We start from the raw sequence: 12735 nt of genomic DNA, 5'->3' as shown, positions 1-12735 counted from the left end.
TTAAGTCGCAGGTCGCTGCGGTGCCACCTACGGTTTGGTCATACCGTTTGTCGAGAAGAAGATCGGCGCGCCGCTCGAGGACGCGGCCACCGCGGTCAAAGCCGCTCGATCTGCTCGCTGCTCGCCGGTGAAGCTCCGCCCGTCGTCGGCGCTCGCAATCACGACGCCGTCGAGCGAGGACGCCACGACGCGCTCGTCCGGCAACTGCACGAGATCGGTCACCGAGCTCCTATACGGCGTCTTCGCGGGCTGCCACGTCGTTCCGCCGTCAGCGCTGCGGTAGATCGTGCCTCGCAGCCCCCCCACAAGCAGCGTGCCATCCGCCAGCGCGAGGCCGGTCCAGAACGAGCCAGCGTAACCCGTGTCCGAGTAGGTCCAGTTCGCGCCGTTATCGGTCGAGCGCATCACGCGCCCTTGCTCGCACGCTACGTAGAGGTTCCCTCTCGCATCGGCGAAGATCGCATAAAGATTCCGATCCGCCCTTTTTGAGCCTGGCGGGGGCGGCAGCTTCACGGTATCCCAGGTGACACCACCGTCGGCAGTGTGCAGCATCAGAGACCATAAGCCGACAGCCCACCCTTCGCGCGCATTGCGAAAATAGACGGTGAAGAGCGGCTGGTCGACACTGATGTCGCTGCGTTGCTGAGTCCACGTCTCGCCACCATCCGCCGTGCGGATGATGACGCCCCAGTGTCCAACCGCCCAGCCGTTGTGCTCGTCCGCAAACGACACCGAGGTCAGCGTCGAGTCGACGGGCACCGATCTCGCCTGACGATAGTGCTTGCCATCGTCGTCGGACAACAACACGACGCCGTGATCGCCGACCACGACAAGGCGTTTGCCCGCATGCGTTGCGCCCAAGAGCTGCACTTCAGTCGCCGCACTAGCCTTCTCTGCCGTATGGAGCTGCAGTACCGGCTTGATATCCGGCTGTGGCTGAGTTTGCGCAAAGCAGGCGAACGGCAAAGCAGCCGTCAGCGCAACCATGAGCCGTTTCCGAATGCCACGCTCGCCTCGAACGATTGCTTTCATGGTAAGTCCTCCGGTCAGTGGCTCAGCACGCCCGGCGCGCGAACGGGCTTACGTCGAGGGAATACGCGCTCGAGCAGCACAGCGAGCGCCGGCAGTGCCGTCATCGCCATCACGAGATTCACGATGAACATGAATGCGAGAAGCTTGCCCATGTCGGCCTGGAACTTCAGGGCAGAGAAACTCCATGTCGCGACACCGATGGCGAGCGTGATCGCCGTGAAGATCGTCGCCATGCCTACCTCGAGGATCGAATGCTCTAGCGCCTTCACGATAGGCTCGCCTGCAGCGAGATGAATTTGCAGCCGGTTGTAGATGTAAAACGCATAATCAACGCCGATGCCGACCGCGAGCACCATGACGGGCAACGTGGCGACCGTGAGCCCAATTTCGAACGCCTTCATGAACCAGTAGCCGATAAAGGTGCCGACCGTGAGCGGCAAGCAGCAGGCAAGCACGGCGCGCAAATCGCGGTAAACGATGAAGACGAGCAGCACGATCGCCGCATAGACGTAAAGCATCATCGGCAGTTCGCTCCTCGCGACCTCGTCGTTGATCGCCGCGAGCACGCCCGCGTTTCCGGCTGCAAGCCGGACGTGAATGCCCGGTGTCGGATGCGTGTCGCGAAAGCGCTTGACGGCGTCGATCGCACCATTGATTGTGGTCGCTTTGTGGTCCGACAAATAGAGATGAATCGCCGTCATGCTGCAATCCTTGTTCAGGTAACCACGTACGCGCCCGATCTCCGTGCTCAAACCCGCATAGTTGCCGGAATCGATCGGCACCACGCTCATCTTCGGATTGCCTTCGTTGTAGCCTTCATTGTAGGCACGCAGCATGTCTGAATAAGAGCTGATCGATACGACGCCAGGTACGTCCTTAAGCGCGTACGTCAGCTTGTCGTCGAATGCGCCGACGGCGGGGTTTTCGCAAGAATTTGGCGGGGCCTCGACCACGACCGACAGCCAGTCGAGCCCGACGTCGAAGCCGCTCGCGATCACCATCGCGTCGCGATTGAATCGTGCGTCGGGTCGCAGCTCGGGCGCGCCGGGTTGCAAGGTGCCGACCACCCGATCGCGGCTTTGCCAAACGGCTGTCGCGAACACGGCGGCAACAACAACAAGCACAACGCCGGCATTACGCGGTTCGGCCACGCGAGCCAACTTGCGCAGCCACCCCGCGCGCTGCTCGCGTTTTTTCATTGCCTTGTCGGCGTACGCCTTTGTGAAATGGAAGCACGATGCGGCAAGCGGCAGCATGACGAGATTCGTCAGGATCTTGTATCCGACGCCAAGCGATGCCGTGATCGCGAGCTCGCGAATCATCGGGATCGGGATCATCAAGAGCGTCACGAACGAGACGAGTGCGGTGACGAGGGCGAGCGTGCCGGGAATCAAGAGGCCCGTGAAGCTGTGACGTGCCGCCTCCAGCGAAGACTTGCCGTGAGCGAGTTCCCGCGTGATGAAGTTGATCTGTTGCACGCCATGCGATACGCCGATCGCAAAGACGAGAAACGGCACAAGCACGCCGAGCGGATCGAGGCCGAATCCGAGCAGCCGTAAAGTGCCGAACTGCCAAACGAGCGAAGTCAAGGAACATGCGATCGGCAGCACAGTGAAGCGGATCGAATGGCAATACCAGTAGACGGCAAGCGCAGTCAGCAGCAGCGCGATCGCGCAGAAGAGCAGCACCGACTTCGCGCCGTCGGCGATATCCCCGATCTGCTTCGCGAAGCCGATAATTTCCACATCGTAGTTCCCGTCTTCATAGGGCTTGCGCAGTTTCTGTTCCAGCAGGTGGTTGTACTGGATATAATCGATCTTCTGGCCGTTTGCGCCCACCTCGCCGATGTCCGCCGTGATCATGGCAGCCGTTTCGTCGCGTGAGACAAGCGAGCCGATGAAGTTGCCTTCCACGGCAGAGCGCTGAATGTGCGCGATGATCTGAGGCGTCAATCCGTCCGGTGTCACGGTGCCGGGAATGATCGGCTGCGAGCGAAAGCCGTCCTCCGTAATCTCGTTAACAAAACTATTCGGTGTCCATAGCGACTGGACACCCAACCGGTCGACGTTGGGCAGATAAGCGACGGCCTGTGTGACGGCCGCCAGCCGGGACAGCCCCTCCTTCGTCCAGATCGTGCCGTGTTTCGACTTGACGACGACTGTCAGCCTGTTCGCGCCGAACAAGTCTGCCCGGTACTGCTTGAACGTCTTCACATATTCGTGACCGATCGGAATCTGCTTCTCGAAGCCCGCGTCCATGCGCAGTTGTACGCCGAAAAATGCCATGACCGCCGTAAAGGCGACGAAGGCGCCCAATACGAGGAAGCGGCGCGAGAAAAGCCATTCCTCGAGATGACGGATGCTGTTGAGTATCACGTGCCGCCTCCTTGCTCATCCATGGTTAAAAATTGCGCGTCACAAACAGGCCGACGAAGTTGCGGTCGGCAAAAGGCTGCGATACCGCATTGCCGCCGAAGTACATCGTGAAATTGAGGCCCGCTTGCCACACCTGCGGGTTTTGGTTGAACAGCAGATAGAAGTTGATCGATTTCGCGCCTTGCTCGTAGTTGGCCGAGAAAGTCGGCGTGTAGCCCGAGACCGCGTCGTAGAACGTGATGCCCGGCGTCATTTGCCAGCCTGGGATCACCGTGCCGTCATAGGTCCAGTTGAAGTCCATAGTCAGTCCGACCGAGCGTGCGGTGCCCTGAGCCGCCGCGATCGGATAGCCGAGACCCGAGTTGTAGTTCAGCCACGTGCCGTAGCCCGCGTCCACCACCTGGTAGACAGTCTTGCCATTGATGGTGCTTTGGTACTGCGCGCTCGTGCTGAGCCCGGGATAGTCGATCGCCGTGATTTCCGCCGTGAATACCGCCATGTCGGCACCGATCAGCTTCAGCATCGGATAGGAGGACTTCGTCAGGTTCAGCTGTGCGTTCACGTCGAGCTGAAACTTCTTCATATCCTTGTAAGCCGCGCAATCGACGCCGGACACGCCGTTCGATTGCGCATCGGCCGGACCACCCGGCGCAAAACATGCGGACATCGCCACCGCGTCGTGCGGCCGGTATGAAAGCTCCGAGCCGATCGCCCAGTCGCCGAGCGAAAAGTTCGAGCTGACGCCGAACAGCTGCCGGTTCTTCAGATACGACCATTGCGACGAGCCGTTCGCGAGGTATGACAGCACCGGCGCTTTGTCGATGTAGTTCTCGTAATAGAACCCGAAGTTGATGTCGGCATTCGGCGGCTTGTAGCCGAGCTTCACGCCGAACTGCGGACTGCTGCTCGGCAACACGGTGCTGTACGGCACGCCGATCGGGCTCGTCTGCAGACCGGTGTACTGGCCGTTCACGAGATTCGAACTGATCGTGTTGATGAGCCCATTGTTATTGCTGCTGTTGTTGCCGGGCGTCATACCCGCAATCGTACCGGCGTCGATGCCGCCGACGTTGAAGTTGTTCGAGTTGAACGAACCCGGCAATGAGCCTCGGCCGAACACGTTCGACGTCGACCAATAGCTGCCCACCGGCGGATACTTGTTGCCGTTCCACTGCACCTGCACATAGCCCTCAGTGGAAAAGCCGTAGGGCAAACCGCTCGCGACACTGACCATCGGCGCAGGCAGCAGCGCCTGCTTGAGCTGGGTGCCGGGAATGTAGAGCTTCTGGATGTCGAGCGCGTTCGTCGCGTTGATCCCGCCGGACGCGAAGTAGCTCTCCCCCCAGTTGATCACCTGATTGCCGACGCGAACGTGAGCGCGTTCATTGCCGATGTTGAAATCCTTTTCGACCCACAGGTCCAGCAGCTGCGCCTGTTTCACGACCTGATCGTAAGCGCCTGGCGAAAGCTCCGTGCGGTCCGTGTTCGACGCCGCGAAGTCGTACATCGCGGTCGCGCGAACGAGGAACTTATAGCCTTCGCTCGGCATCGTCAGCAGCAGCTCGCTCGTCGCGCTCAAGTAGCCGCTGTACGGTTGGCCCTTGCGGTAGTTGAGGTCGCCGTTGTCGCCGTTCGACCACTGCGCGACGTTTGCGCCGCTCCCGCAGCCGTAGGCATTTGGATCGCCGGTCAGCGCACAGCTCGGGTTCTGCGTCCGTATCGCCATGCCACCCGTGATGTTCGATACCCACGATCCCTGCAGGTCTCCAATCCCCGTATCGAACGTATACGCCGCCGCAGGCGACGAGATAATCGCGCCGCACACGGTGGGCCATAACACACGACCTACTTTTGTACTCATTTCGCCAATCCCTGCCGCTGTTAAGTAATTACTTCGTTATACTTATCGTTATGAATTGAGATCGGGCATCGCACCTCCTCTATGGCGCGATGCCAGCAGTGACGGTGCCTAAGCGGAGTTCAGCGGTCGCTGATCGCGCTCAGGTTTTCCCCGGTAAAATACTGATCAGTCAGGCGCGGGTCGCTCGAGCCGGGCGGATAGAACTTGATGTCCTTCCCCGTGCCGACGACCGTTTCATCGAACACGTAACGACCGCTGACGAGATCGTTGTAGACAGATGCGGCCGACGCGCAGGCACCGATCTCCCATTCCGGCGTGATGTAGTTCTCTTTCGCCTTCCAGATCTTGCCTTGCGCGTCGTAGTCGTCACCCACCGCTACGAGCCAGCTGTCCTCGTCGACAAAGAGCGTTTTCTTTGGCGTCGAGTGACGCATGCCGGCCTTGACCGTACCTTCAATTTCCCAGACCCGATGCAATTCGTAGCGACGCATATTCGGGTTGAGGAAGTTTGGACCCATCGCGTCGTCGAGCTTGGTGTTGAAGCGCTGCATTGCGAACCCGTCATAGGGGACGTAGATCTCCTTCTTGCCGACAAGCTTCCAGTCGAACCGGTCGGGGTTGCCATAGAACACGAACGAGATGTCGGCCGGATATTGATTCTCGAAGCCGATCAGTGGCGCGTCGTACGAATACGCCGGCAGGCGGCGGACACGGCGCTGACCCGTAAAGTAGTAGTAGGTATCGGTGTCCTTGCTGAAGTAGTACCGCTGCATCGTACCCTGGCCGGCTAGTGCGGCAGGCTCGGTATATAGGTAATAGAACCCGTTCTGCAGTCCGCCGTTGTCCTGCGGAGAGTGCTGCCCGCTTTTCGCCCACGGGTAGTAGATCAGCTGATTCCATCGCGTGACGATCGACTGACTCGAACCCGGACGCGGCGAAACGATGGTATAGGCGTCCGGCCACTCCGCCGCCACCCCTTGGTAACGCATCAACCAGTTCCACATGACCTCGACACCATTTTGCGGAATCGGGAATGGCACACCCGGGAGCGTCGCACTCTCAAGCGACCAGCCATCCTTCGCGATAGCCGATTTGATTGCCCCTGCCTTCGTGTTGTCCTCAACTGAAGTCGGCAAACCGCACTCGCGATGCGTCGGATATACGGGCATCGTGTATCCCTTGACCTGCTTTAGCATCTGGATCTGCCCGGGAGTGAGCTTGTCCGCATATTTGTCGACGTTCGTCGCATCGATGACGAAAAGCGGTTTCTCGTCCTTATATTTCCAGTAGTCTGCGCGCACCTTTCCGTATGTCCATCCCGGCAGCGGCTTCGATTCGCCTTCGAATGCGGGGATCGAGCCGTCCTTGCTGCCTGTCTTTTCTGCACCGGTCGGCGTCAGGTCCTGTCCCAATCGGGCAACGTCCTGCTGAGATACTGGCCACGCCGCATTCGACATCAAACCCATTGCCGCAAAGGCGACAACTAATTGACGAAGTTTCATGAATTGCTCCTTCCAGTCACCTGCCTCGGTTTTTATAGACAATACAAGTGCTAGCTGCCCGTCCGCGGCGGCCATCACATCGAAAATTTCGGAAGATAAGGCGCGTCTAAGTGGGGCACCTGTACTCAGATAATCGTCTCGAAAAAATCTCAGGTACTGCTGTTTTGCGACTTTACATTGACGAATTGCGCAGCCTCCCCAGCCATCGTTAAAGTGCCAAGCGCTCCTTCATCGCGCTTAGCGTCACCTACAGCCTCATTTGCTGAACCTGTGCGGACAGTCCACCATCGAGTATCCAAAGCTGCCCCGATGCATACTTCGCTTCGTCGGAAGTTAGCCAGTTAACGAGGTTTGCGACATCATCCGGCGTACCGTACCGGCGTATCGGGTGGACGTTACGTACTGCGGTTTCGAGGCTTTCGATATCACCGTAATCACGAAAAAAGCCCCGCAACATCGGTGTATCGATATAGCCAGGACAGATCGCATTGACACGAATACCTTCCGGACCATGGTCGCAAGCCACTGCCCGTGTCAGCGCATGCACCGCACCCTTGGTGGCGCAATAGGCCGCCAAACCCGGGTCTGCGATAAATCCATCGTATGAACCGAAGTTGATGATGCTTGCTGCCCCACCTTTGCGCATCAGCGCGAGGGCATACTTAGAGACAAGAAAAGTGCCAGTAACATTGATCGAAAAGATTCGGTTCCACTCCGACAGGCTGGTCTCCTCAATGGTCTTTTCAATCTCGATGCCCGCAGCATTGACCAGAATGTCGAGCTTCCCACAGCGCTCGTGAATGACGCGCATCACCTTTCGCACATCTTCCTCGACACTCACATCGAGCTTGACGAACGTCGTGCCCGGAGCGCTCTCGGCATCGGCGAGGTCCGCCGCGAATACGGTCGCTCCTTCCTTCACAAACCGAGCACAGATAGCTCGACCAATACCACCGAGACCACCGGTCACCAAAGCAACCTTGTTTGTCAGATTCGAACTCATACTGCACTCCTCGATTTGAAAAGCGCTACCGCAAGAACGTCACGCCGCACGTGCCTCTCGGGCAGATTCCTACAATGCCGGAATGTGAGATTCGCTAAATTCGCTACCGCGTTACCCGTTCCATCGAAAACAATCGAAAAGACGTGATGGAAGAGATAGCCTGAGACGAGCCGCTCTTACATGATTCAAGACCAGCCCCCAGGCAACGTTGAATCCATTGTTTTTCACCTCGCTAGTGCGATGACAGATACGCTTTCACGGCAGGAAGGCCCGGCTTGCCATCAATGGTTGTCACACCTGCGAGCCACTTATCCAACACCTGAGGATTGGCCTTGATCCACTCAGCCGCAGCCGTATTGGGATCCTCTCGGTTCATGATCGGGATCATCAGATGGTTCTCCATCGTGGTCGTAAACTGCAGGTTTGAGGCAAACTTCGCGACGTTCGGACAGCGTTCGGCGTAGTCAGGCGGCTCTACCGTATAAACCTTGGCCTCGCCGTAGTTGGGACCGAAAACGTCATCGCCGCCAGCGAGATAATTGATTTTCATCTGTGCGTTCATCGGATGAGGTTCCCATGCCAGGAAAACGATCCACTGCTTGTCCCGCAAAGCGCGGTTTACCTGTACAAGCATGCCCGCCTCACTCGACTCGACCAGCTTGAACTTCCCGATGCCGTCCTTGTTAGTCTTGATCATCTTGTCGATCAACTGATTGCCATCGTTTCCGGGCTCGATTCCGTAAATTCGGTACTGCAATTTATCCGCATATTTGGCTAGGTCAGCGAAGGTCTTCAGCCCGCCTTGATAGACATAGTCAGGAACCGCCAATGTGAACTTGGCACCCGTCAGGTTGGGTGTCTGGAGAACTTTGACTGACCCGCTCTTTACGAACGGTTCGATGATCGGATCCATCGAAGGTGACCAGTAACCCAGAAAGAGATCGATCTGCTTACTCTTTATCCCCGCAAACGTAATCGGTACCGATGCGATGGTCTTCGATGGCGTATACCCCAGTGCTGACAGCATGGTGGATGCGAGCCCGGTAGTCGCGGCGATGTCGGTCCAACCGACATCCGCCATGTGGACGTTCTTGCAAGTCGCGGGTTCAGCGGCACGTGCAGGAATGGTCATCGCCGAGACCCATAGGGTGGCCGCTAAGGCTGCCATACCAACTCGATTCATGGTGTTACCTCATCTTGTGTCATTGAATTGAAAAAGATCCGGCCGCCGTCAACTAGCAGGATTCCTTGGCTCGCCGCTCGTCGCTTGGCGCATAACCAAAGAAAGACCGAAAGGCACGGCTGAAATTCGGCCCGTTGCGAAAGCCGCACTCCTGGCTGACTCTTTCGATCGACATATTCGAGTACCGGATCAATTTCCGCGCGTGCCTCAATCGAATGCCGACATAGTATTCATGCGGAGTCGCACTTAAAGACTCCTTAAAAACTCGCTGCAGTTTGCGCTCCGATACGCCCGCCAGACTGGCCAACTCGGGAACACTAAGGGGTTCATCGATATTTGCCTCCATCAAACGGACCGATTCGATTAACTCGCCGCGGGAAAAACCTACGCGCGAGGCGACGGGTATCGGCTGCGGATCCGAGACTGTTCTGAGACACTCGATCGAGAACTGCTCCGAGATATTTCGGGCGATGCCTTGCCCTAGGTCTTCGGTGATCAGATGAAGCATCAAGTCCAAAGGTGCCGTACCGCCAGTACATGTAATCCGGTCGCGATCAATGGCAAAGAGTTCGTCGACGAAACGAACGTCGGGAAACTCAGCATGCAATTCCGAAAGCACTTCCCAGTGAACCGCGCATCGGTATTCTTTCAAGAGACCGCACGCCATCAGTGCGTAGGCGCCCGTGCACAGACCACCCAGCGCGACGCCACGTTCGGCCAACAACCGAAGCAGTTGAGTTGCGCCACCATCCACCGCGTCACGCACGTCCCAACCCCCACAGACGAATACGATGTCCGGCAATGGCCGCGCCAAATCCATCGGCCGAGCCGGTCCCGCAGCGAGGCCATTGCTGGCGTACGTCGTCCGGTCGTCAACCGAATAGATGGACCACCGGTAGTGATTCGACTGGAGAAGTTGATTTGCCATGCGAAGTGCCTCGATCGCGCTGGTCAGCGCAATCATCGAATACTTTTGCAAGATGAGGAATCCGTAATGCTCAAATAGCGTATTCATCAAACAATCCTGGACGCATCGAAATGTTATGGTGCCGGGGTCAGCTTTGATTCGTCTTCAACGGTCGGCCGTAGTCGGTGCTATTTCGTGCATTGTTGGACTATCCAATCGCAAAACACTTTCGCCTCAGGGGTCAATAAGCTGTCGCTCGGGTGCAAGAGATAAAAGCCCTGTCCGGTACGAACCGAAGTCTCGATGGGTCGGACGAGCACCCCGGTTGACAACATGTCATCGGCAAGGTATCGCCACCCCATTGCGATACCTTGCCCGCTTATGGCGGCCTGCAAAACAGCCGGATAGTTGTTGATGTAGAGGTCTTGCCGTTGTTCGGTCAGAATAATGTCGTTGTGCGCAAACCAGGTCGTCCAATCCATCCAGTCCCAATGGCGCGTCTCCAGATGGATCAGCGTCGCCCGCAAAAGATCTTGCGTTCGCTCCATCGGTGCGACTCGAGACAGATACGCGGGGGCACACACCGGAAATATTTCTTCCTCGAGCAAGAATCGCGCGTTACACGCTGGCCAGTAGCCATCGCCAAATTGAATCGCGAGATCTGCCCCTTTCCTGATTTGCTTCGTGTCCTCGTCGGAGGCGTCGACGTGAATGACAATTTCGGGATGCTCGGAGCGAAACTGCGGCAGGCGAGGAATCAGCCAGTGCGACGCAAACGCCAAGTCGGTCGACACCGTGACCGTCGAAGATGACGCCTCGACTCTCAGCGCGTATGCGGCAGCGGCCAGCAGTTCCAGCGCCGCATTAACGGTCCGCTGGAATTTTCGTCCCGCTTCAGTGAGCGTTACCGACTTGTGCAAACGGACAAACAGCGCGCAGCCGAGCGTCTCCTCGAGCAGGCGGATTTGTCGGCTAACCGCGCTTTGCGTCACGCACAGCTCATCGGCAGCACTCGTGAAACTCTCGTGCCGAGCCGCCGCCTCAAATGCGGCTAGATACGATAGCGGCGGAAGATGTCTCGTTCGACTAATCATATCGGATGTATCTCTTGTGACTGAAATCAGTCGTACAGGTGAAATGCCCATATTCACCAATCGTCCATCCGTCGCGGGCTCTCAGCTTACCCGCAACCGGTGCCTTTTCCGGGACGCGATTGAACACGAATCAGCGTCCTTTCTGCAACGATATTCCCTCGCCCGCGCGCGCCGGCCACGGCTTTTCCCGCTGAGCGGCAAAGAGCGCCCCGATCTTCTCCAGGGTTTTCGTCCGAAACGGCGAACTTCGCCGCACGGTCATGTCCACGTGCAAGAGCAAGGCTTCCATCGTTGCAAAGTGCTCAGCGAATGATGGATCTCCCATGGTCAGAAACACCCGCAATTTCTTACTGTCGTATTCGAGCAAACGTGCCGAGACTGCAAGCGAACCGCCCAGGCCGAGTTCCTTCAGATAGTGCACGGACGTCTGCAGCGTATAGATCGATACACCCTCAAATGCCCTGAACTTCTCATCGATTCCAATGTAGTCCATCAGGTTGTCGATCGACTCGCTGAACACGCTGACATAGCAAGCGTCGTTCATATGCTCGTTGTAGTCGATCCATTTCTCGAGGACTTTTCCTGCATAGACAACTGGTTCGTCGTTCATCTCGTCTTATCCCGCGCTTTGTCGCACCGGTATATGCCGGGCGTCGACCGCTGCGCCCCGATCGCCATCGGATTGCGCCCGTGGCATACTCGGCGCAGCAGCATATCGATCGACTTTTCCAACATCTCCGTTCGCGGTCACCGGGCTCCAATCTTCCGTTCGCCTACGATGTCGACCGCAGACATCCGGGATTCCGACTCCTTGATTGCACGGCTCGCTTCGACGATCTTGCGGTCGCGCTCCGCTGCCAATTCGTGGAAGCTCCTGTCGTCTTCTTCCGCCTTGACGCCGTCAACTAGTGTCTGGATAGTCTTCCCGTCGAGCTGCGGATTGCCAAGATCCGCCCACCAGCGATGGAACGAAGGAGCAAAGCGCTCACAGAAGACGCCGAGACCATGACCGCCGCTGCCGAGATTGAACAGCATGTGCGGCCCCATGACCGACCAACGGAGACCAGGCCCCGCATACACCGCCTTGTCGACGTCCTCAACCGTGGCCACACCTTCGACCACCAGATGGATTGCTTCGCGCCAGAGCGCGGCCTGTAGCCGATTGGCGACATGCCCGGGCACTTCCTTGTTGACGCGAATCGTAGTTTTCCCGCACGCCGCGTAAAACTGTTCAGCCAACTCCAGCACGCCCGGTTCGGTTTTCTCGTTTCCGAGCAGTTCGACCAGAGGAATCAGATGAGGTGGATTGAACGGGTGGCCGAGGATGAAGCGACCCGGATTCTTCCATCCTGACTGCATTTCTCTCACCAAAAGGCCCGAGGCGCTGGAACAGACCACAGCACGAGGATCGAGACGATCCTCAATGCGCCTGTACAGTTCGTGCTTAATCTCAATCTTCTCCGGCACGCTTTCCTGGACGAACTGGGCACGGGCCACGGCTTCCTCCGGCGTCTGCATGAAGCGCACGCGCTCAGGGTTACCCGATGCGGTCAGCCCCAGACGCTCAAGACTCGGCCATGCATGGCGGATGTAGTTCCGAACAAACGCTTCCGCCTCTGGAGAGGAATCGTAAACGTCGACCTCTAGCCCCGCCGCAAGAAACAGTGCAGCCCAGCTTGCTCCGATCGTGCCGGCTCCCAGAACGCCCACGACTTCGATGCCTTGGGGAAGTTTGCGTATATCGCTCATTGCTTTCTACCATCCTGTATTTAAATACC

General features: G+C 57.8%; 10 protein-coding genes. All 10 read right to left on the bottom strand.

All coding sequences use genetic code 11. The features are described from left to right. Window positions 1–27: 27 nt before the first annotated feature. The 10 genes from FAZ95_RS07770 to FAZ95_RS07725 all read right to left on the bottom strand — a co-directional run bounded on the left by FAZ95_RS07770 (window position 28) and on the right by FAZ95_RS07725 (window position 12706). The gene (locus FAZ95_RS07770; RefSeq protein ID WP_254699840.1) at window positions 28–1032 is read right to left on the bottom strand and encodes a WD40/YVTN/BNR-like repeat-containing protein; all 1005 of its coding nucleotides are present in this window, start codon (window positions 1030–1032) and stop codon (window positions 28–30) included. Between the two features lie 14 nt (window positions 1033–1046). Further along, window positions 1047–3404 carry an efflux RND transporter permease subunit gene (locus FAZ95_RS07765; protein WP_137334465.1) on the bottom strand — a complete coding sequence of 786 codons (2358 nt, stop codon included), beginning with the start codon at window positions 3402–3404 and terminating at the stop codon, window positions 1047–1049. Between the two features lie 28 nt (window positions 3405–3432). Beyond that, window positions 3433–5268, bottom strand: coding sequence for a DUF1302 domain-containing protein (locus tag FAZ95_RS07760; protein WP_137331917.1), 1836 nt, complete (start codon window positions 5266–5268; stop codon window positions 3433–3435). A gap of 119 nt (window positions 5269–5387) precedes the next feature. Beyond that, window positions 5388–6845: a DUF1329 domain-containing protein gene (locus FAZ95_RS07755; RefSeq protein WP_254699839.1), complete on the bottom strand. Its 1458-nt coding sequence runs from the start codon at window positions 6843–6845 to the stop codon at window positions 5388–5390. A gap of 172 nt (window positions 6846–7017) precedes the next feature. After that, on the bottom strand, window positions 7018–7773 hold the full coding sequence (locus FAZ95_RS07750) for an SDR family NAD(P)-dependent oxidoreductase (protein WP_137331916.1): 756 nt from the start codon (window positions 7771–7773) through the stop codon (window positions 7018–7020). 232 nt (window positions 7774–8005) lie between these two features. Next, window positions 8006–8941: a choline ABC transporter substrate-binding protein gene (locus FAZ95_RS07745; protein WP_254699894.1), complete on the bottom strand. Its 936-nt coding sequence runs from the start codon at window positions 8939–8941 to the stop codon at window positions 8006–8008. A gap of 67 nt (window positions 8942–9008) precedes the next feature. Beyond that, the gene (locus FAZ95_RS07740) at window positions 9009–9971 is read right to left on the bottom strand and encodes a GlxA family transcriptional regulator (RefSeq protein WP_137331914.1); all 963 of its coding nucleotides are present in this window, start codon (window positions 9969–9971) and stop codon (window positions 9009–9011) included. Between the two features lie 80 nt (window positions 9972–10051). Next, on the bottom strand, window positions 10052–10957 hold the full coding sequence (gene gcvA / locus FAZ95_RS07735; RefSeq protein WP_217497431.1) for a transcriptional regulator GcvA: 906 nt from the start codon (window positions 10955–10957) through the stop codon (window positions 10052–10054). 130 nt (window positions 10958–11087) lie between these two features. Continuing rightward, window positions 11088–11567 carry a thioesterase family protein gene (locus tag FAZ95_RS07730; protein WP_137331912.1) on the bottom strand — a complete coding sequence of 160 codons (480 nt, stop codon included), beginning with the start codon at window positions 11565–11567 and terminating at the stop codon, window positions 11088–11090. Between the two features lie 137 nt (window positions 11568–11704). Further along, complete coding sequence (locus FAZ95_RS07725; protein ID WP_137331911.1) at window positions 11705–12706, bottom strand: 3-hydroxyacyl-CoA dehydrogenase NAD-binding domain-containing protein; 1002 nt, start codon at window positions 12704–12706, stop codon at window positions 11705–11707. Window positions 12707–12735 lie beyond the last annotated feature (29 nt).

It is taken from the genome of Trinickia violacea (genome assembly GCF_005280735.1).
GTDB classification, from domain to species: Bacteria; Pseudomonadota; Gammaproteobacteria; order Burkholderiales; family Burkholderiaceae; genus Trinickia_A; species Trinickia_A violacea.
Note: the sequence above shows the minus strand (reverse complement) of the source record. Positions and strands in the feature narration are given on the sequence as shown.